Consider the following 19,672-nt stretch of genomic DNA (forward strand, 5'->3'; position numbering starts at 1 on the left):
GCAATGCGCCGCACCGCGCGAACAAGGGTGTTGCGTCCGCCCCGCCGGTGTCGCATCTAGGCGCGATCATGTCCGACACGATGCCGCACCTCAACCTGCACGACAGCAGAAGCCGCAAGATCGTTCCGTTCGTTCCCCTCGATCCGGGGAATGTGCGGGTGTATTTCTGCGGGCCGACGGTCTACGACCTGGCGCATATCGGCAATCTGCGCGCCATGGTCACGGCGGACATCCTGGTGCGGGTACTGCGCCATCTGTACCCGCGCGTGACCTACGTGCGCAACATCACCGACGTCGACGACAAGATCAATGCCCGCGCCCGCGAGAACGGCGAGCCGATCGACGCCCTGACCGCGCGCACCATCCGCGATTTTCACGAGGACCTGGCCGCGATCGGGATGTTGCCGCCGGATGTGGAGCCGCGCGCCACGCATCATATCGGCGAAATGCTGGACATGATCGGGCGCCTGATCGCCGGTGGCCACGCCTACGAGGCACAGGGCCATGTCCTGTTCGCGGTCGACAGCTTCGCCGCCTATGGCGCGCTATCCGGGCGCAGTCCGGACGATCTGCTGGCCGGCGCCCGTGTCGAAATCGCCCCCTACAAGCGCGAGGCCGGTGATTTCGTGCTGTGGAAACCTTCGGAACCCGATCTGCCGGGCTGGGAGAGCCCATGGGGACGCGGCCGCCCCGGCTGGCATATCGAATGCTCGGCGATGTCGCACCGCTACCTGGGCGAGAGTTTCGATATCCATGGCGGCGGATCCGACCTTCTGTTCCCGCATCACGAGAACGAACTGGCGCAGAGCCAGTGCTGCTTTCCGCACGGACGCTTCGCCAACCACTGGCTGCACAACGCCATGCTGCTGGTGGACGGGGAAAAGATGTCCAAGTCGCTGGGCAATTTCCTGACCGTCCGCGACGTGCTGCGCGATACGCCGGCCGAGGCGCTGCGCCTGCTGCTGCTGCATGCCCAGTACCGCTCGGTTCTTAATTTCACGCGGGCCGGACTGGCAGAGGCGAAACAGACTCTGGACCGGTTCTATCGCGCGCTGGGCGACGTTCCCGCCGACATGCAGGGCCCGTTGCCGGAACCGGTCCTGGCGGCCCTGTGCGACGATCTGAACACCCCCCGCGTGCTGGCCGAAATGCATGCCCTGGCCGACCGCGCGCTGGCGGGCGACACCGGGGCCGCGACCGGATTGCGGGTGGCCGGCCGGATGATCGGTGTGCTGCAACAGACGCCGGACGACTGGTTCCGCGCCGGTGCGGACGTCGATTCCGCCGCCATCGACGCGCTGATCGCCGACCGGCTGGCCGCGCGCAAGGCCCGTGACTTCGCCCGCGCCGACGCCATCCGCGCCGAGCTGGCCGAGCGGGGCATCGTGCTGGAAGACAGCGCCGCAGGCACGACCTGGAGGCGCGCATGACCGGTCGTGACGGGGGCGCCGACATCGCGCCCATCGGCAACAGCCCGGTCGTCATCCTGGTTCGTCCGCAGATGGCCGAGAATATCGGCACCACGGCACGCGCGATGGCCAATGGCGGCCTGTTCCACCTGCGCCTGGTGGCACCCCGCGACGGCTGGCCACAGGAACGGGCCTGGCGTTCGGCGTCCGGCGCCGATCGCATCCTGGAAGCCGCCACGGTGCATGACACCGTCGACGATGCGATCGCAGACCTGCACCATGTCCTTGCGACCTGCCCGCGCCCGCGCCACATCGTCAAGACCGTCCTGACCGCGCGGGGGGGCGCCGCCGAATTGCGGCAGGCGAGCGTACGCGGATTGCGGACCGGTCTGCTGTTCGGTCCCGAGCGCGCCGGCCTGGACAACGAAGACATGGCGCGGGCGGACGCGTTGATCCGCTATCCGCTCAATCCAGCCTTCATGTCGCTGAACCTGGCGCAGGCGGTCATGATCATGGCCTATGAATGGTGGATGGCCGCCGACGCCACCCCGCCCCGCACGCTGATGACCAATGAAACCCATGTGGCCACCAAGGGCGAGCTGGACAATTTCATGCGCCATCTGATCGATGACTTGGACGAGTGCGGTTTCCTGCGCAACGAACAGAAACGTGCGGGCATGGTCCGCAACCTGCGCCATTTCTTCACCCGCGGCGAAGTGACCGAACAGGAACTGCGCACGCTGCACGGCGTGGTCACCGAACTGGCGCGCGGGCGCAAATCCCGCCAATCCTGACACGCCGGTCCTGGCAGGTCCTGACAGGCACCCCCGTTTTCACCCTGCGGTCAGCTGGCCCAACCCGAGCGCAGCAACCCATGGGACAGCGGGCGCGTAGGGTCGGCCAGCATCGCCAGCGCCCGTCGCAGGCAGGTGGCGACCGCATCGATGTCGTAGCCGTCGATTTCGGGCCGCGCCATGGCGATGAAGGCGAAATCCGCATTCAGGGACACGAAGGTCAGGTCCGTCTGCGCGAAGGCCTTCATCGTCTTGAAATGGCGGATGGACAATCCCCCCAGCCGTAATGCGTTCGCCCCGACCCCGAACGGATTGAAATGGAATCGCGGCAAGGGCGGCCCGTCATACAGCCGCCGCAGCAACGTGGCCGCCGGCAGCCCCGCGTAATCCCGGGCGTGATCCAATCCCCGCTTCACGGCATCGACCAGATCGCGGACGGTGTCGCCCGGCCGGATCGTCACGCGGACCAGATGATCGTCGGACAGGAAGCCGTACAGGCCCGCCCCTTCCGGCGGCCGGTTGGGATGGGCTTCGCTGAAGCCCAGTTCGTCCAGGCCGGTGATGGCATGCTGGACCAGAACGAACAGGACGCGATGCAGGTCGGTCACGCTCAGGCCCAGCGTCTGGCACGCCTGCCGGACGGCCTGCCGGTCCAGGCGGACCAGGCGATGGACTTCCTCGGGCGATGGAAACGGCGTCGGCTGCGTCGGGCGCAGGGCCGGGACCGCCGGGGCCAGCCATGCCAGCGCCCGGGCGGTATCGGCGCTGGCGGCATCGGATTCAAGGTAAGCTTGGCGGTCGCGCAGATAGTCCGGCACGTTGACGGCCGGTCGCGAGGCCGGCGCGTCCACCTGGTACAGCCGGGAGATCGCGCGCAGGAACATCACGATCGACCACCCGTCGACCGCCAGGTGATGGGCGCACAGGATGAAGACGAATCGCGCGGGCGCGCGGCGTACCAGCGTCACGCGGATCAGCGGATAATCGGTCAGGCTGAACGGATGCGCGATCGCCGCGCGCACCGCCGCCTTGAACGCGACCCAGTCGCCGCGACAATCCTCGAAATGGAAGGGCACGTCCGACGACGCGGAATATTTCGCCGGATCCTCATTGGGACCGGAATAAAAGGCCCGCAGTTCGGGGTTGGCCTCGACCACCCGGCTGACGGCGGACCTCAGGGCGTCCACATCGACCACCCCCCGGATCACCGTGCCATAGACCAGGTTGGTGTGCGGCGTCGATCCCGACGGACCGAAGCGGGTATAGAAGCGCGGCAGCAGGGCACGGTCCCGCATGGTCAGAGGAAGACGCCCGGCGTGGGATGGGGCGACCGCACCCGTATCGGTCACGCCACGCTCCATTCCATCCCGGACGCGGGCACATGACCGTCCAGGCGGTCCAGCAGCATATCGACCAGGCCGCCCGTTCCACCCTCGCGCTTCAGGCGCCGGGCCAGGTCCCGCGCCGGTCCTGGCGCCAGGGCCTCGGCCTCGGCCACCAGTTCGACCAGATGCGACGCGGACAGGGCGGCCGGCATGGTCGTGACGGCGACGCCCCTGTCCTCCAGCCACTGGGCATTTGCCGGCTGGTCGAATCCCACGGGCACGACGACCTGCGGCAGGCCGGCCGCCAGGGACTGCGACATGATGCCGATCCCGCCATGATGCAGGATCCCGCGTGCCAGGGGCAGCAGGCGGTTCATGTCCGTGCAGGGAGTGGCCACCAGATTGTCCGATACCGCCTGGAATGGCACGTCCAGCGCCCGGTCGATCAGGATGCAACGCCGGCCGGTAAGGTGCGCATATTCGGCGACCACGCTGCGGAAATCGCGGCAGACGACGTTGAGCATGCCCGAGGATCCGGGAAAGAAGATCCATGGCGCCGGACCGTCCAGCGCGAACGCCTCGACCTCGGGAACGGCGATGTCGCTGCTGCCGCCGGGAAACGTGCCCGGGATATGCCGCGCGTCACGCTGAATCGGCACGGTATCCAGCCACGTCGGGAACAGTTCCAGGAACGCGTCGTAGGTCATGATGAAGTCGCCCCAGAATAACCGCGCGCTATCCTGGACAGGCGGCGGCAGGTCCCGCAGGCCGCAGCCACGGAATGCCGCGCGCATCACGGAGTCCGCCACCGGATTCGGGTTCTGGTATCCGATCATGTAGGGCGGCGTGGTCACCATGCCGATCGCCTGCGCCCCCAGGCACCGGGCAGCCCATAGCGCGCCCACCGCATGCACCGCCGACAGCACGACAACCGGCTTGGTTCCCGTCCGGATCGCGGTTTCGATCGCCTGGCGATGCGGCAGGATGGTCGGCGCGATCAGGGCTTCGTAGAGAACCGGCTGCTGCCGGTCCAGGACGCGCATGTTGGCGATGTCGCGTTCGAAGTCGTCCTGCCGGCCGAACGTCCTGAAGCGGACACCACCACCCGGCCTGTGCGACGCGAAAGCCGCCTGGGCCATCAGGTCGACATCGTGTCCCCGTGCCGCCAGTTCCCGGGCCAGCCCGGCCGCCGGAAGAAAATCGCCCAGCGCACCGATCGGCAGGACGACGAAATGATAGGATTGCCGCACTGCCTTCGCCCGCTTGCGCCCCATTGCACAGGCGATATGAGCACAGCGCCATGGCGGGAAACAATGAAATAACGAACCCGCCGGATCGTCAGAGAATGTCGCGCACCCGCTCGACCGGGCGGCACAGGCGTACCCCTTTCGGGGTCATCACGAAGGGCCGGTTGATCAGGACCGGTTCGGCCAGCATCGCATCCAGCAACGCCGCGTCGTCCAGCGCCGGATCGTCCAGTCCCCGTTCCCCATAGGCGGCTTCCCTGGTGCGGATCGCGTCACGGACCGAGAGCCCGGCCCGTGCGATCGCATCGGCCAGCGTGGCCCGGTCCGGCGGCGTCTGGAGGTAGAAGACGATCGCCGGCTCGATCCCTTCCGCGCGCAGCAGGTCGAGCACCTTGCGCGACGTGCTGCAGCGTGGATTGTGCCAGATCGTGACCTCGCTCACCGTGCGGCGATCCGGAGGCGTTCGGCCACGCGCGCACGACCCATCAGGGGAAGCAGGTCGCGCATCTCCGGCCCCTTCTCCTCGCCGGTCAGGGCCAGGCGCAGCGGATGGAAGACTGTCTTGCCGGTCCGGCCGGTCGCATCGCGCAGGGCCGTCGTCCAGCCCTTCCACGTTTGCGCGTCCCACGGTTCGTCGGGCAGTGCCGCCAGGGCCTGCAGCAGGTACTCCCTTTCATCGTCCAGAACCGGGGGGACGATCGTGCCCGCGACGACGTCCCACCAGTGGCGCAGTTCGGAAATCATGTCGACATTGCCCCTGACGGCGAGCCAGAAGGCCTCCGTCGCGCCGTCGGGCAGGCGGGCACGTACCGCCTCGAAGGGTGTCTGGTGCATGATCTTGCGGTTCAGCGCCAGAAGCTGGCGCATGTCGAACCGCGCCGCGGACCGCGACACGCGGCCGAGGTCGTACGCGGCGGCCAGGTCGTCCATCGACATCGGGGCCGGATCATCCGCGCTGCCCAGCCGCGCCAGGTAGGATACCACGGCCTCGGGTTCGATCCCGTCCTGGCGCAGGGCACGGATCGACAGCCCGTCGAAACGCTTCGACAGCTTGCCCCCGGCCTCGTCCAGCAACAGCGGCAGATGTGCGAACGCGAAGCGGTCGGGCCGCGCGCCCAGCGCCTGGGCGATGTCGATCTGCACCCCGGTATTCGTCACATGATCCTCGCCGCGGACCACATGGGTGATGCCGGTCTCGATATCGTCGACGACCGAAGCCAGCGTGTACAGCACCGTGCCGTCGGCCCGCACCAGAACCGGGTCGGAGATCGCGGTCAGCTTGACCTGCGAACGCCCCATCACCAGGTCGTTCCAGGTCACGATGCTGTCCGACAGGCGGAAGCGCCAATACGGAATCTTGCCGTTCGCCTCGGCCTGCGCGCGCTGTTCCGGCGTCATGCGCAGCATCGCCCGGTCATAGATCGGGGGCTTGCGCATGCGAATCCGGGCTTCGCGCTTGGCGGCCAGTTCCTGCTCGCTCTCGAAACACGGATACAGGCGGCCGGACGCCTTCAGGCGTTCGATCGCCAGCGCGTAGCGGTCCAGTCGGTCCGATTGCCGGACGCATTCATCCCAGCCGATTCCCATCCAGACGAGGTCGCTGCGCAGGGCCTCGACATATTCCTCACGCGAACGCTCGCGATCGGTATCGTCGATCCGCAGCAGGAACGTGCCGCCGTGGCGGCGGGCGAACAGGGCGTTGGCAATCGCCTGCCGGGCATTGCCAACATGGATCAGGCCCGTCGGGCTGGGCGCAAAGCGGAGTTTCATGCCGCCTTATATGCGTCGGGGCGGCCCGAAAGACCAGCCATGTGCGCCCGCATCGGCGCGGGAATCGCCGACGTGGCGCGGGACTATTCCTCGGGCTCGTCCTCCTGGTCGCGGCGGGGGTCGAGCGCGCGCCAGTCACGTTCCATGTCCGACGCCGCATGGGCGGTGAAATCGTCCAGCTCGTTCGCCGAACGCCAGCCGTTTTCACCCGAATCGAGCACCTCGGCGTCCTCGCCGAAGGCGAACCATGCCGACAGCACGTCGCGGGGCGACGCCCCGGGGACGCGGCAGCGTTCGACGCTGTCGCGCACATAGGCGCGGGCGAAGGCATTGGCGTGGATCAGGTCGGGGAAGCCGCCGACCTCCTCGACGATATTGTCCTCGGCCCCGCCGGACAGGTCCAGGATCCTGACCCGCCAACCGCCCTCGGGCGCAAAAAGGGATTCCGTCAAATGCAGCTCTTTCGTGTCACGATGCGTGGCTGCGTACCGGAACCACCCGGTCGCGCGCCTTGCGCAGCAGGAATTCGCGTCCGATTTTCACCCGTGCGTCGCCGTCATAGGATACGACATCGGCGGTGGCGTAGGTTTCGGACCACCGGTCGGGGATGAACGACCCGGTCCCCACCAGATCGATCGGGGCATGGGCGTCCGCCATGGCCAGGCATTTTTCCACGCTGAAGCCGGACGAAACGATGATGCGCACCTTGGGGAACCCGGCCTCGTCCAGCGCCTCGCGCATGCGCCAGACGGCGGCAGCCGATACGCCCGTGCCCACCAGGTGGCGCAATTCGGTTTCGGAGCGATAGCGCCGGATAGTGCCGGGCGTGTTGCGCTCCAGCGCCGCGTAGGACAGCTGGGGATCCAGCCCTTCCAGGAACCGCCCCCCATGCGTGTCCAGCCGGACGCCGACCCGCCCGGCGGCGGCCAGGTCCGGAAAAGCGCGGCAGACCTCCAGCGCGTCGGTGATCTCCCGGCCGAAATAATCGACTAGGACCACCAGGTCGGCCTCGGGATAGGTCGAATAGAACATCTCGGCCGCGCGCAGGGTGGAGCCGGCATAACCGACCAGCGCGTGCGGCATGGTGCCCAGACCCCGTCCGTCGCCGAAGAACCCCGCCGTCGCGTCGTTCGCGCCGCCGATGAAGCCCACCGCGCCCTCGCGCTGCGCCGCCCGGCTGCCGACCGAGGCGGCATAGGCCATCTGTTCCTGCATTTCGAAGCCCGCGCAATGACGGGCCTCCATCGCCATGAACCGCGCCCGCGGCAGGGCCATCGCCATCTGGTAGGCGTTGTGCGCGGCGACGCAGGGTGGTCCCAGTTTCTGCAGCAGCAGGGTTTCCAGGTCCGCAAGGGCGGCGAAGGACCCGGTGATATAGACCAGAGGTTCGCCCGCGCCGGCCCATGTGCCCTCGGGGAACATGATGTCGTACGACAGCGTGATCCGGCGTTCCCGCGCCACGCCGTCCAGCCATTCGGTCATCAGCCGGGGGGCGGAGATGACCGGACGGCGGATGAACAGGGCGTAGGTCACCTGCCGGTCGCCGAAGCGGGTCACGATGTCCCGCGTCCGGTTGAAATAGGCATCGGTCCGCGACCGGATCGTCCCGTCATCCAGGGCCTGGGTCGGCCCGAAGGCGCCTGCGGCGGGCCAGGCTCCACCGGTATCTGCTGCGGACATCGTTCCTCCGTGGGATTTTTCTTATGCGGCCTCCATGCCCTCCGTCGCCGGTGTGCCACGCAGGCGCGCCGTCAGTTCCTCGGCCAGCAGGAATGCCATCTCCAGCGACTGCTCCGCATTCAGGCGGGGATCGCAGAACGTTTCATAGCGTTCACCAAGATCGGCTTCCGTCAAGCGGTGCGCACCCCCCACGCACTCGGTGACGTTCTGTCCGGTCATCTCGACATGCACGCCGCCGGGGAACGCGCCTTCGGCCTCGAACACGTCGAAAAACCCGCGAATCTCGGACAGAATGGCCTCGAACGACCGGGTCTTGATCTTGTTGACGGTCGAAATCGTGTTGCCGTGCATGGGATCGCACAACCACGTGACCGTGCGCCCCGAAGCCATCACCTGGCGCAGCAGCGGTGGCAGGTGCTTCTGCACGCCCTCGGCCCCCATGCGCGAGATCAGCGAGATCCGGCCGGCCTCGTCCTGCGGATTGAGGATGTCCAGCAGGCGTTCCAGATCCGCGATCGTGGTTGTCGGGCCGACCTTGATGCCGATCGGGTTGCGCACGCCACGCAGGAATTCGACATGCGCCCCGTCCGGCTGGCGGGTGCGATCGCCGATCCAGACGAAATGGGCCGAGCAGTCGTACCATTCGCCCGACGTCGAATCGATCCGGGTCAGCGCCTGCTCGTACGGCAGCAGCAGCGCCTCGTGCGAGGTGTAGAATTCGGTTTCGTCCATCTGGCGCGTCGTGGCGCCCGTCACGCCGCACGCGGCCATGAAGGCCAAGGTCTCGTCGATCCGCTCGGCCAGGACGCCGTAGCGCTTGGCCAGCGGCGAACGCTCGACAAAGCCCAGGTTCCAGCGATGGACCTGATGCAGGTTGGCATAGCCGCCGCCGGCAAAGGCGCGCAGCAGGTTCATCACCCCCGCCGACTGGAAATAGCCGGTTTCCATGCGCAGCGGGTCGGGGATCCGTGCCGCGACGGTGAAGTCCGGGCCGTTGACGATGTCGCCCCGATAGGACGGCAGCGTGACGCCGCCGACGGTCTCGGTGTCCGACGAGCGGGGCTTGGCGTACTGGCCTGCCATGCGGCCGATCTTCACGACCGGAACCTTCGCGCCGAACGTCAGCACCACCGCCATCTGCAGCAGCACGCGGAACGTGTCGCGGACGATGTCGGCCGTGAATTCGCCGAAGCTTTCGGCGCACGCCCCGCCCTGCAGGACGAACGCGCGGCCCTGGGCCGCCAGCGCCAGGTTGGCCTTCAGCCGCCGGGCCTCGCCCGCGAAGACCAGGGGCGGATAGCGGCGCAGCCGTTCCTCGACCGCGCGCAACGCCGCCGCGTCGGGATAATCCGGCACCTGTCGGATGGGAAACGACCGCCAGCTCTCCGGCGTCCAGGCCTGCCGGGAAGAGCTGTCGTGTGTGTGCGTCGCACTCATGGTCGGATCCTAATTTCCTCTGGCTGTCCGGCTGCGGCGTCCTGCCCGCCGTCAGCCGCCATTGTCCCCTGGTCCGCACCCCGCCGGCCGGACCTTCATACAGGGGGCCGCCTTTATGTCGAAAAACCCTACCCGACGCAAAGGGATCGTGCGTGAACGGCCCCTGCCCGCGCCCGCCGGCCCGAAAGTGCGTTTCGCGCCTCGCATTTTCATGGGATCGCCGACATATCTTCCACAAGGTGCATGGACGATTTGCGTCAGGACGCCTTAACGCAGGACGCCGCGCATGACATGCTGGATGCAAAGCGAACAGAAGGATTACGCATGATGGCCATGCTTCGCACGGGCCTGGTGATAGCGGCCGCCGGCCTCTGCCTGGTCGGCGGCACCGCCATGGCGGCGCCGGGAGACAATTCGACCACGACCGCCCAGGCGCCTTCGTCCGGTCCCGAAGAAGGGGTCGAGGCCCGCAGCGGCGACCAGATGACGGTCAAGGGCCGCCGGAACCTGCCGCCCGGCTACCAGGACGCGCCGTCGATGGAACTGAATCATGGCCCCGACCCCGACCATGAAGCCAACGTGCATCGCGACGCCGTCACCGGCAGCGACCTGTCGCGCTTCGGCAGCGCGTACCAGGGCAGCGGCCCCTACGGCCAGGGCCAGCTTGGCGATTCCACCGGCAACGGCTGGGTCACGCCGCGCTGACGTCCCGACGCCGAGCCGGATGCGGCCGGGCGATGCCGCCCGGTCACACGGTTTTCAATCGCGCGGGTTTCAGTCGGTCTGCCGTTCGGTAACGCGGGTGCGGGTGCGCATCGTGACGAATTCCTCGGCCGAGGTCGGGTGAATGCCCACGGTCCGGTCGAAATCGTGCTTGGACAGGCCGGCTGTCACCGCGATGGCCAGGCCCTGCATCATTTCCGGCGCGTCGTCGCCGATCATGTGCGCGCCCACGACCTTCTGGCTGTGCTGGTCGACCACCAGCTTCATGATCGTGCGCCGTGCCCGGCCGCTGAGCGTGTGACGCATTGGCGTAAATCGCGCGAGATAGATGTCCACCGCGCCGTCGCGGGCGGCCTCTTCCTCCGTCAGTCCCACGGTGGCAAGAGGCGGAGAGAAGAACACGGCCTTGGGCGTCGTCCCCAGCGACCAGTCGCGGGGATGGCCCTTGCCGAACAGGCGGTCGGCCAGGCTGTGCCCCTCGGCGATCGCCACGGGGGTCAGGTTGTCGCGGTTGGTAACGTCACCGATGGCGTAGATCCCAGGCGCATCGGTCTCGCCCGTCGCATCGACGACGATCCGCCCGCCGCCGGTGGTGCGGACGCCGGTATGTTCCAGACCCAGCCCGTCGATCTTGGGCCGGCGACCGGTGGCGAAGAACACGCAATCGGCCGCGATCCGCCCGCCATCGTCCAGATGGACCACATAGCCACCCCCGGACCGGGGAGCGACCGCCGTCGGGGAGCGTCCGGCATGCTGGCGGATACCCCGGGCGTCGATGGCGTCGCGGATGCCGGCGCGCATGTCCTGGTCGAAACCGCGCAGCGGCAGGTCCTGTCGGTATACCAGGTCGACCGATGACCCCAGCCCCTGGAAGATGCCCGCGAATTCGATGCCGATATAGCCGCCACCCACGATGCACACATGCTGCGGCCGGGTTTCGAGGTGAAATGCCTGGTCCGAGGAAATCGCATATCCGATTCCCTCGATCTCCGGCAGGTCGGGGGTCGAACCGGTGGCGATCACGATCCGTTCGGCCGTCACGCGGCGGACCGGGGCCTCGGGATCCAGCGGCCCCGGCCCGATCAGCAGGGTGTGCGGATCCTCGAACCGTGCGGCGCCGGTGAACAGGGTCACGTCCGTCTTTTCCAGCATCGAGACATAGATGCCGTTCAGCCGTGCGATCTCGCGATCCTTGGCGGCGATCAGGGCCGCCCAGTCGTGATGACCCCGCGCCGTATCCCAACCGAACCCGTGGCTGTCCTCGGCCAGATCGCCGTACTCGCTGGCCTGGACCATCAGCTTCTTGGGGACGCAGCCCAGGTTGACGCAGGTTCCGCCCCAGTGCCGGCTTTCGGCAACCGCCACCCGCGCGCCGTGCCCGGCGGCGATCCGCGCGCAGCGCACGCCACCGGAACCCGCCCCGATTACGAACAGGTCGAAATCATACGCCATCAGGCCATCCCCATCCGCACGGGCTATCAGCGTTCGGCGAACGCCTTTTCGACGACATAGGCGCCGGGGTTGGAATTGTTGCCCTCGTCGAAGCCACGGGCAACCAGCATCGCCTCGGTATCCGCCAGCATCTCGGGCGAGCCGCAGATCATGACGCGGTCATGCTCCGGATCCAGTTCCGGGATCTCCAGGTCGGCGAAGATCTTGCCGGATTCGATCAGCTTGGTGATCCGGTCGGTGACGGCGAACGGCTCGCGCGTCACGGCGGGGTAGTACAACAGCTTGCCCGACACGTCCTCGCCCAGGAATTCGTGCTGCGGCAGTTCGTGGCGGATATGGTTGGCATACGCCAGTTCGCCGGAAATGCGCACCGTATGGCTCAGGATCACGCGGTCGAAACGCTCGTACACCGCCGGGTCCTTGATCAGGCTCATGAACGGGGCGAGGCCGGTGCCGGTGGACAGGAAATACAGGTTCCGGCCCGGGCGCAGATTGTCCAGCAGCAGCGTGCCGGTCGGCTTGCGCCCGATCAGGACCTTGTCGCCGGGCTTGACGTGGCGCAGGCGCGACGTCAGCGGGCCGTCGGGAACCGCGATGGACAGGAATTCCATCTGGTCCTCGTAATTGGCGCTGGCAATGCTGTAGGCGCGCAGCAGGGGCTTGCCCTCGACCTCGATGCCGATCATCGCGAACTGGCCGTTCTCGAACCGCAGGCCGGCGTCGCGGGTGGTCGTGAACGTGAACAGCCGGTCCGTCCAGTGATGGACGGTCAGCACCGTTTCGGCGTTCAGATGGCCGTAGGTCTTGGTCGGCGCGGCAAGATGATACACGCCGGCCTCGCCCGCGACGGGCTCCAGACCGCTGGGGACGGTCTCGGTGGCTGGCATGGTCAACGTATCGGACATGACGTCGCATTCTCCCGGCAGGTCAGGGATTCACAGAAGGCCACGACCCGTGGCGGACGCCCCGTTCGTGCAAGAGGGAGAGATGTTTAAGCGCCCCAAGCCGCCGATGCCAGCACAAATCCGTCATCCGGGGGTTGAGCGCGGGACAGGTCATATCGTCGCCCGTGCCCGCCGGCCTGGCCGCCGGCGGCGCGCGCACGCGATGATTGTTCCCGCGCGCAGGATGGCGCACATACCACATATGACATCCGATTCACCCGCCCGTACTGCCGTCGACGCCGCCATCGCGGCGACCGGCCTGACCGTCGAGACCCGCGAACTGCCGAAGCTGGAGCGCACGGTCGCCCGCGCCCTGTCGCCGGGACAGGACCATGTGGACGAGGCGACGTTCCGCGCGGCCTTGTGCGCCATCCGGCGCAAGCCGTGGGGATCGCGCCTTATGGACCTGACGCGCCGCAAGGGCCAGGTCTGGGTTACCCGTGCGGATACCGAGGCCGCGGCCGCCACCGTCGACGACCCCCAGCCCGACGACGACCGCCTGCTGCGCGCCCTGGCCCCGGTCATCCATGCCCGCCTGCGCGCCACTGCCGCGACCCCCGACGCGGTGCTGGAGACGATCCGCGCCGACCTGTTCGACGGCACCGGCCGCGTCCTGTCCCCCGCCGGGACCGAGGACCTGTCCCGTGCCATCGCCGTCGCCTTCGACCTGGCGCCGGAGGGAGGATTCGTCGAATCCGTCCGGCGGACGGCCGATGTCCGCAAGCAGGAACAGGACAGCATCGAGCAGGCGGCCCGCACCCGCCGTCGCGAGGAAGTCCGCCGCCTGCGCGAATGGGAAGCAAGCCTGGTCCCCTTCGCCGAGGTGCCGCGCCTGCTGCATTGCTCGCAGAACGAGGCGCTGCGCTGGATCGCGGAAAACCGCCTGCCGGTCGCCCGGCGCGTGCCGCAGAAGAACGGCACCGAACGCTGGGAATTCGACCCGCGCGAACTGATCGCGCTGCGGACGCAGCTGCCGCACTGGCGGGGAGACGGCCAGGCCCCGGGCGCGCCCCTGGTCCCGGACGCGGGCACCCGCAAGGTCGGCAATGCCGTCATCGCCCGCGTGGCCGCGCTGGATCGCTATGCCGCGCATTTCAAGACCGCCCGGGCGCTGAAGCGGCGGATCACCCTGGTTACCGGTCCGACCAACAGCGGCAAGTCCCATACCGCGCTGGACGCCCTGGCCCGCGCCGAGAGCGGCATGGCGCTGGCCCCGCTGCGCCTGCTGGCCCATGAATTCCGCGAGGCGCTGACCGCGCGCGGCGTCCCGACATCGCTTGCCACCGGCGAGGAACGGATCGACATCCCCGGCAGCCGGCACCTGGCCGCGACGGTGGAGATGTGCCCCCTGCACAACCCGGTCGACGTCGCCGTCATCGACGAGGCCCAGATGCTGACCGACCCCGACCGGGGTGCGGCCTGGACCGCCGCCATCATGGGCGCGCCGGCGCGGCACCTGTTCGTGCTGGGTGCGCCGGATTGCATTCCCATGGTCCGCCGGATCGCCGAACTGTGCGGCGACCCGCTGGACGAGGTCCATCTGGAACGCAAGGGGCCGCTGGTGACCGCCCCCGACCCGGTGCGGCTGCAGGACCTGCGCCCGCACGATGCGCTGATCGCCTTTTCCCGGCGCGAGGTGCTGGACCTGCGCGCGGCCCTGCTGGCGCGCGGGCGCCGCGTGGCCGTGGTCTATGGCGCGTTGAGCCCCGAGGTCCGACGCGCCGAGGCTCAGCGCTTCAACAGCGGCGCGGCCGATATCCTGATCGCGACCGACGCGATCGGCATGGGCCTGAACCTGACGATCCGCCGGGTCATCTTCACCGCCCTGCGCAAGTTCGACGGCACGCAGACGCGCGACCTGAACGCGCAGGAGGTCAAGCAGATCGGAGGCCGCGCCGGACGCTACGGCAAGCATGAACAGGGGATCGTCGCCGTGCTGGCCGGCGCGGGCAGTTCGTCCTTCGTCCGCACGATGCTGGCCGCACCGCCGGCCGAGCTGACCGACCTGCGCCCGCAGGTGCAGCCGGACGCCGACATCATCCAGGCGGTCGCCGCCGAAATCGGGTCCGAAAGCCTGTTCGGCGTCCTGGCCCGTATCCGCCGCGCGGTCCTGCGCCGCGACGACCCGAACTATCGCCTGGCCAACATGGAACAGGCCTTCGCCATCGCGACGGCGCTGGAAGGCGTGACGGGCCTGAGCCTTGCGCAGCGCTGGGTTTATGCGATGTGTCCCGTGGACGACCGCGACAACGGCATCCAGCGCCTGGTCCATTGGGCGGCCGACCATGCCGCCGGGCGGCCTGTCGTCCCGCCGGGGCCGGGCCGCCTGCCCCCGGCCGACCGGGCGGAACGCGTGGAACTGGAACGCGCCGAGAAGCGCCACAAGCGGCTGGTGGCCTGGCGGTGGCTGTCCCTGCGCTTCCCCGACACCTATCTGGCGCGCGAGGACGCCGAGGACGCGACCGCGCGGCTGAACGACTGGATCGAGGACGTCCTGCGCCAGCAGAGCAGCCGCGCCCGCGAAAACCCCCGCGCCGCCCGCGCGCGATCCTGAGCCCCTACGCGGCGCGAACGACGTCCAGCCCGCCCATGTAGGGGCGCAGGGCCTGCGGGATGGTGATGCTGCCGTCTGCGTTCTGGTAGTTTTCCATCACCGCGATCAGGGTCCGGCCGACGGCCAGGCCCGACCCGTTCAGCGTATGGGCGAACACCGGCGCCCCGCCGTCGGCCGGGCGGACGCGCGCGTTCATCCGCCGCGCCTGGAAATCGCGGGTGGTGGAGCAGGAGGAGATTTCGCGCCATGCCTGCTGGCCCGGCAGCCAGGCTTCGAGGTCGAAGGTCTTCGCCGCCCCGAACCCAGTGTCGCCGGCGCACAGCAGCATCCGGCGGTACGGGATGTCCAGCCGTTCCAGCACCGTTTCGGCGCAGCGCGTCATCCGCTCGTGCTCGGCGTCGCTGTCCTCGGCGGTGGTGATCGACACCATCTCCACCTTCTGGAACTGATGCTGGCGCAACATGCCGCGCGTGTCGCGCCCGGCCGCCCCGGCCTCGCTGCGGAAGCAGGAGGACAGCGCGACCAGCCGCCGCGGCAGGCTGGCGGCCGGCAGGATGTCGCCGGACACGCTGGCCGTCAGCGGCACCTCGGCCGTGGGGATCAGCCACCGCCCGTCCTCGGTCCGGAAGGACTGGTCGGCGAACTTCGGCAGCTTGTCGGTGCCGAACATCGCCGCCTCGTTCACCAGGACCGGCACCACCGTCTCGGTGTAGCCGTTTTCCTGCGTGTGCAGGTCCAGCATGAACTGGCCCAGCGCGCGTTCCATGCGCGCCAGCGCGCCGCGCAGCACGACGAACCGCGCGCCCGACAGCTTGGACGCGGTGTCGAAATCCATCAGGCCCAGCGCCTCGCCCAGCGCATAATGCTCGCGGGGTTCGAAGGCGAAATACCGGCGCTGGCCGACCTGGTGCACGACCATATTGCCGGCCTCGTCCGCGCCGTCCGGCACCGATGCGTCCAGCCGGTTCGGCAGCACGACCAGGATGTCGCGGATTTCGGCCTCAAGCTCGCGGGACTGGATTTCCAGCCCTTCCATCTCGTCGCGCAGGCGCGCGCCCTCGGCCTCCAGTTCGCTGGTGTCGTCACCGGCGCGGCGCAGGGTGGCGATTTCGCGGGACAGGGATTTGCGACGGGCCTGCTTTTCCTGCAACGCGGTCACGGCGAAGCGCCGTTCCTCGTCCAGGCGGACCACCCGATCGGCCACCGCTTCCTCGCCCCGACGGGCCAGCGCCGCGTCGAAGGCGGCAGGATCGGCGCGCAGGGCGCGAAGGTCGTGCATCAGTTTTGCTCCGCTTCATCATCGTCCGGCCGCCGGGGTTCGACCAGGCGGGCGCAGAAAATGGAAATTTCGTACAGGCCGATCAGCGGCACCGCCAGGCCGGTCTGGGTGATCACGTCCGGCGGCGTCAGGATCGCGGCGGCGACGAACGCGCCGACATAGGCATAGCGCCGCACCCGCTTCAGCGAGGCCGACGTCACGATCCCCACCTTCGCCAGCAGGGTCAGCACGACCGGCAGTTCGAACGCGACGCCGAACGCCATGATCAGCTTCATCACCAGCGCCAGATATTCCGACACCTTGGCCTGAAGCTGGATCTGCAGGCCGTCCTGCCCGTCGGCGGTCTGGAACGACAGGAAGAATTTCCAGGCGAAGGGGAAGACGAAATAATAGGCCAGCGCCGCCCCCAGGACGAACATCACCGGCGTCGCGACCAGGAAGGGCAGGAAGGCGCGCTTTTCGCTGCGATACAGGCCGGGGGCGACGAACATCCACGCCTGCACCGCCACCATCGGGAAGGACAGGAAGGCCGCGCCGAAGACCGCGACCTTGATATAGGTGAAGAACGCCTCGTACAGCGCGGTATAGATCAGATGCGGCTGTTCGCCCTGCTGGCGCATCAGGTCACCCAGCGGACGGGCCAGGAACAGGTAGATCCGCGCCGAAAAATGGTAGCACAGCAGGAAGCACAGGGCGAACGTGACCGTCGACCACAGCAGGCGGCGGCGCAGCTCGACCAGATGTTCCAGCAGGGGCATCGGCTGGTCGTTGATCGGATCGTCGTTCAGAACCGTGTCTCCGGGCTTGCGTTGGTCCATCGCGTTCGGGCCTCAGCCTTCGGCCGGATGCGTGGCCGAAACGCGTCGCGCGCCATGCATCACCCGCACCGGCGGCAGGAAGGCCGGCGGCCGCAGGCGCGCGCGCTCGCCCGCCAGGCGCCGCCCGACCGACGGCGGCAGCAGCGCGGGCGGCGGCACATCGTCGGCAACCGGGGGAAACGCGGTTTCGGCGTATGAAGCCACCGGCGTGGCATAGCCGTACTCGTGCAGGCCACCCGGGTCGAAGGCGGGCGAGCTGTTGAGCGGCGTGCTGTCGGGAATCGAGGTCCGGTGCGGTTCGCCCGCGGATTCCAGCGGCGATTCGTCGAGGGTTCGCCGGATCGTCCCATCGCCGTCGATCGCCTTCATGATCTGGTTGCGGACGTTGAACCGGCGCATGCGGTTCATCTGGTCGCGTGCCTGGGTCAGGTCGGCGTCGCGCACCATCTCGTCCACATGGGACTGGAATTCCGCCGCCAGCTTCCGACCCTTCTTGATCAGGCCGGTGACGGTGCGGATCGCCACCGGCATGTCCTTGGGTCCGATCAGCAGCAGGCCGACGACACCGATCAGGGCCATTTCAGACCAGGCGAAATCAAACATGGTGGCCCAGGGCCTCCTGCCCTGCCGGACGATACCCGCGACGGCGGACGTCAGGCGGCGTCGGGTAACACGAAAACGGGATGGACACCTATCACGGCGAAGGCGTGTCGGAAACCGCCCTGTCCGTGCCGCCGTCCGCCATCGGCGCCGGGGCGGCGCGTTCACGCGGGGCCGAATTGTCCGGCACGTCGACCAGCAATTCCTCGCGCCGAGGCAGGTCGCGCAGGTCGCGCAGCCCGAAATGACGCAGGAAATCGGGCGACGTCCCCCACAGGATCGGCCGGCCCGGCACCTCCTTGCGGCCCCGCGGGACGATCAGGGCAGCCTCCAGAAGCGTGTCCAGCACCTGCTGGCTGAGCGATACGCCGCGAATTTCCTCGATTTCCGCGCGGGTGCAGGGCTGGTGATAGGCCACGATGGCCAGGGTTTCCATCGTGGCGCGCGCCAGCCGCCGGGGACGATGCAGGACCCGGGTCAGGCGCGGCGCCAGATCCGCCGCCGTGCGGAACTGCCAGCCGCCCGCGATCAGCACCGGGGCGACGCCCCGTCCGGCATACAGCGCCACGACCGCGTCGATCACCCCGCGCACATGCGCGGCCAGGTCCTCGACATCCGCCGGGATCTCGCCCTGGGCCTCCAGCAGGTCGGCGATGGCGCGTTCGGAAACCGGATCGGGACTGGCGAAGATCAGCGCCTCGACCAGCCGGACCGCATCGCTGCCGATGGCCGACGACGCCGCGGACTCGTCCCCGGGGAAAAGATCGGTCACGTTCGGGGTATCGTCCGTCATTCCGCCGCGTCCATCCTGTCCATGTCCCGGTCGTTGGCGACACCGGTCGCCGCGTCGCTGGGGCGCAGCATGATCCGGCCGAACTGCTCGTCCTGGCGCAGTTCGATGGCACCGTTCCGCGCCATTTCCAGCCCCGCGATCAGCGTCCCCGCCATCGCCGCCCGGCGCAGCCGCACGCGTTCCGCCTCGTCGGCCGCATCGATGCCGGGTCCCGCCTGCGGCAGGAAGACATCCAGGTCGCACCAGCCCGGCACGGTATCCGCGCCCAGCAGACGCTGCAGCCGCGACAGCGCATCCTGGACCGTCCAGAACAGCAGGCGCCGTGGCTGGTAGACCCGCTTGCGCGCGGTGCGCCGCATCGCCGCCATGTAGGCGCCCATCAATTGCGGCAGGTCCAGCGCCAGGCCCGAACGGTCGATTTCCGTCAGATCCTCACGCGCGCCACGGGGGAAGACGTCACGGCCCAGTTGCGGCCGCGCCGCCAACCATTCCGCCGCCTGCCCGATCCGCGCCAGTTCCAGAAGCCGCGCCTGCAGCAGGCCGGCGGCTTCCTCGGCGTCGACCGCCTCGCTTTCCTCGGCCGGCAGCAGCAGCCGCGACTTCAGCCAGGCCAGCCACGCCGCCATCACCAGCCAGTCGGCCGCCAGTTCCAGCCTGATGCGCCGGGCCGATTCGACGATCGCCAGGTATTGTTCGACCAGACGCAGGATCGAAATCCGCGCAAGATCGACTTTCTGCGCGCGGGCGAGGTCCAGCAACAGGTCCAGCGGGCCGTCGAATCCGTCCAGATGCAGCATGGGCGAGGTCAGGCCCTCCGGCAGGCCCGGCCCCTCGCCCGATACCTCGG

At 68.5% G+C, this 19,672-nt stretch carries 18 protein-coding genes; 4 read left to right on the forward strand and 14 right to left on the reverse strand.

Annotated features, from left to right (window positions below; all coding sequences use genetic code 11):
* Positions 1-68: 68 nt before the first annotated feature.
* Together cysS and HLH28_RS06670 are read left to right on the forward strand one after the other, a co-directional pair.
* A complete protein-coding gene (gene cysS, locus HLH28_RS06665) occupies positions 69-1,430 on the forward strand; it encodes a cysteine--tRNA ligase (protein WP_182956438.1) in 1,362 nt (453 codons plus the stop codon).
* Positions 1,427-2,203, forward strand: a complete 777-nt coding sequence (locus HLH28_RS06670; RefSeq protein WP_182956442.1) for an RNA methyltransferase — start codon at positions 1,427-1,429, stop codon at positions 2,201-2,203. The genes cysS and HLH28_RS06670 overlap by 4 nt, the downstream gene beginning before the upstream one ends.
* Positions 2,204-2,253: 50 nt before the next feature.
* Here the strand turns inward: HLH28_RS06670 and HLH28_RS06675 are convergent, their stop codons facing one another.
* The 7 genes from HLH28_RS06675 to HLH28_RS06705 form a co-directional block, all read right to left on the reverse strand.
* On the reverse strand, positions 2,254-3,552 hold the full coding sequence (locus HLH28_RS06675) for a condensation domain-containing protein (RefSeq protein WP_182956445.1): 1,299 nt from the start codon (positions 3,550-3,552) through the stop codon (positions 2,254-2,256).
* Positions 3,549-4,778 carry a glycosyltransferase gene (locus HLH28_RS06680; RefSeq protein ID WP_182956448.1) on the reverse strand — a complete coding sequence of 410 codons (1,230 nt, stop codon included), beginning with the start codon at positions 4,776-4,778 and terminating at the stop codon, positions 3,549-3,551. The genes HLH28_RS06675 and HLH28_RS06680 overlap by 4 nt, the downstream gene beginning before the upstream one ends.
* An 88-nt stretch (positions 4,779-4,866) precedes the next feature.
* On the reverse strand, positions 4,867-5,217 hold the full coding sequence (gene arsC, locus HLH28_RS06685; RefSeq protein ID WP_182956451.1) for an arsenate reductase (glutaredoxin): 351 nt from the start codon (positions 5,215-5,217) through the stop codon (positions 4,867-4,869).
* On the reverse strand, positions 5,214-6,545 hold the full coding sequence (gene gltX / locus HLH28_RS06690) for a glutamate--tRNA ligase (RefSeq protein ID WP_182956455.1): 1,332 nt from the start codon (positions 6,543-6,545) through the stop codon (positions 5,214-5,216). The genes arsC and gltX overlap by 4 nt, the downstream gene beginning before the upstream one ends.
* An 83-nt stretch (positions 6,546-6,628) precedes the next feature.
* Positions 6,629-6,997 (reverse strand): hypothetical protein, encoded by a 369-nt coding sequence (locus tag HLH28_RS06695; protein ID WP_182956458.1) that lies wholly within the window; start codon positions 6,995-6,997, stop codon positions 6,629-6,631.
* Positions 6,998-7,013: 16 nt separating this feature from the next.
* A complete protein-coding gene (locus HLH28_RS06700; RefSeq protein ID WP_182956461.1) occupies positions 7,014-8,225 on the reverse strand; it encodes a nicotinate phosphoribosyltransferase in 1,212 nt (403 codons plus the stop codon).
* A 21-nt stretch (positions 8,226-8,246) separates the two neighbouring features.
* Entirely contained in the window at positions 8,247-9,662 is a 1,416-nt protein-coding gene (locus HLH28_RS06705) for a class II 3-deoxy-7-phosphoheptulonate synthase (RefSeq protein ID WP_182956464.1), read from the reverse strand.
* Between the two features lie 327 nt (positions 9,663-9,989).
* Here HLH28_RS06705 and HLH28_RS06710 point away from each other — a divergent pair, with 327 nt between their 5' ends.
* A complete protein-coding gene (locus tag HLH28_RS06710) occupies positions 9,990-10,367 on the forward strand; it encodes a hypothetical protein (protein ID WP_182956887.1) in 378 nt (125 codons plus the stop codon).
* Between the two features lie 69 nt (positions 10,368-10,436).
* On the opposite strand, the gene gorA is transcribed toward HLH28_RS06710, so the two are convergent.
* Together gorA and HLH28_RS06720 are read right to left on the reverse strand one after the other, a co-directional pair.
* Positions 10,437-11,837 (reverse strand): glutathione-disulfide reductase, encoded by a 1,401-nt coding sequence (gene gorA, locus HLH28_RS06715; RefSeq protein ID WP_182956468.1) that lies wholly within the window; start codon positions 11,835-11,837, stop codon positions 10,437-10,439.
* Positions 11,838-11,863: 26 nt separating this feature from the next.
* Complete coding sequence (locus HLH28_RS06720) at positions 11,864-12,742, reverse strand: ferredoxin--NADP reductase (RefSeq protein WP_182956471.1); 879 nt, start codon at positions 12,740-12,742, stop codon at positions 11,864-11,866.
* A gap of 241 nt (positions 12,743-12,983) precedes the next feature.
* On the opposite strand from HLH28_RS06720, the gene HLH28_RS06725 reads away from it, so the two are divergent.
* A complete protein-coding gene (locus HLH28_RS06725; RefSeq protein ID WP_182956474.1) occupies positions 12,984-15,335 on the forward strand; it encodes a helicase-related protein in 2,352 nt (783 codons plus the stop codon).
* Positions 15,336-15,339: 4 nt separating this feature from the next.
* Here the strand turns inward: HLH28_RS06725 and serS are convergent, their stop codons facing one another.
* The 5 genes from serS to HLH28_RS06750 form a co-directional block, all read right to left on the reverse strand.
* Positions 15,340-16,614 carry a serine--tRNA ligase gene (gene serS / locus HLH28_RS06730; RefSeq protein WP_182956477.1) on the reverse strand — a complete coding sequence of 425 codons (1,275 nt, stop codon included), beginning with the start codon at positions 16,612-16,614 and terminating at the stop codon, positions 15,340-15,342.
* The gene (gene tatC, locus HLH28_RS06735) at positions 16,614-17,432 is read right to left on the reverse strand and encodes a twin-arginine translocase subunit TatC (protein WP_182956480.1); all 819 of its coding nucleotides are present in this window, start codon (positions 17,430-17,432) and stop codon (positions 16,614-16,616) included. Before tatC ends, serS begins: the two co-directional genes overlap by 1 nt.
* A gap of 12 nt (positions 17,433-17,444) precedes the next feature.
* A complete protein-coding gene (tatB, locus tag HLH28_RS06740; protein ID WP_182956484.1) occupies positions 17,445-18,035 on the reverse strand; it encodes a Sec-independent protein translocase protein TatB in 591 nt (196 codons plus the stop codon).
* Positions 18,036-18,126: 91 nt separating this feature from the next.
* Positions 18,127-18,825, reverse strand: coding sequence for an SMC-Scp complex subunit ScpB (scpB, locus tag HLH28_RS06745; RefSeq protein ID WP_246395733.1), 699 nt, complete (start codon positions 18,823-18,825; stop codon positions 18,127-18,129).
* Positions 18,822-19,622, reverse strand: coding sequence for a segregation and condensation protein A (locus tag HLH28_RS06750; protein WP_182956890.1), 801 nt, complete (start codon positions 19,620-19,622; stop codon positions 18,822-18,824). Before HLH28_RS06750 ends, scpB begins: the two co-directional genes overlap by 4 nt.
* Between the last annotated feature and the right edge of the window lie 50 nt (positions 19,623-19,672).

This window comes from Gluconacetobacter tumulisoli (assembly GCF_014174155.1).
In the GTDB taxonomy this organism is placed as follows: Bacteria; Pseudomonadota; Alphaproteobacteria; order Acetobacterales; family Acetobacteraceae; genus Gluconacetobacter; species Gluconacetobacter tumulisoli.

What these genes read in the sequence shown, in the direction of transcription:
- gorA (WP_182956468.1), bottom strand. Translation starts at nt 11,837, where the DNA reads ATGGCGTATGATTTCGACCTGTTCGTAATCGGGGCGGGTTCCGGTGGC.
- serS (WP_182956477.1), bottom strand. Translation starts at nt 16,614, where the DNA reads ATGCACGACCTTCGCGCCCTGCGCGCCGATCCTGCCGCCTTCGACGCG.
- HLH28_RS06725 (WP_182956474.1), top strand. Translation starts at nt 12,984, where the DNA reads ATGACATCCGATTCACCCGCCCGTACTGCCGTCGACGCCGCCATCGCG.
- HLH28_RS06705 (WP_182956464.1), bottom strand. Translation starts at nt 9,662, where the DNA reads ATGAGTGCGACGCACACACACGACAGCTCTTCCCGGCAGGCCTGGACG.
- HLH28_RS06710 (WP_182956887.1), top strand. Translation starts at nt 9,990, where the DNA reads ATGGCCATGCTTCGCACGGGCCTGGTGATAGCGGCCGCCGGCCTCTGC.
- gltX (WP_182956455.1), bottom strand. Translation starts at nt 6,545, where the DNA reads ATGAAACTCCGCTTTGCGCCCAGCCCGACGGGCCTGATCCATGTTGGC.
- cysS (WP_182956438.1), top strand. Translation starts at nt 69, where the DNA reads ATGTCCGACACGATGCCGCACCTCAACCTGCACGACAGCAGAAGCCGC.
- HLH28_RS06670 (WP_182956442.1), top strand. Translation starts at nt 1,427, where the DNA reads ATGACCGGTCGTGACGGGGGCGCCGACATCGCGCCCATCGGCAACAGC.
- tatB (WP_182956484.1), bottom strand. Translation starts at nt 18,035, where the DNA reads ATGTTTGATTTCGCCTGGTCTGAAATGGCCCTGATCGGTGTCGTCGGC.
- HLH28_RS06720 (WP_182956471.1), bottom strand. Translation starts at nt 12,742, where the DNA reads ATGTCCGATACGTTGACCATGCCAGCCACCGAGACCGTCCCCAGCGGT.
- scpB (WP_246395733.1), bottom strand. Translation starts at nt 18,825, where the DNA reads ATGACGGACGATACCCCGAACGTGACCGATCTTTTCCCCGGGGACGAG.
- HLH28_RS06750 (WP_182956890.1), bottom strand. Translation starts at nt 19,622, where the DNA reads ATGCTGCATCTGGACGGATTCGACGGCCCGCTGGACCTGTTGCTGGAC.
- HLH28_RS06700 (WP_182956461.1), bottom strand. Translation starts at nt 8,225, where the DNA reads ATGTCCGCAGCAGATACCGGTGGAGCCTGGCCCGCCGCAGGCGCCTTC.
- tatC (WP_182956480.1), bottom strand. Translation starts at nt 17,432, where the DNA reads ATGGACCAACGCAAGCCCGGAGACACGGTTCTGAACGACGATCCGATC.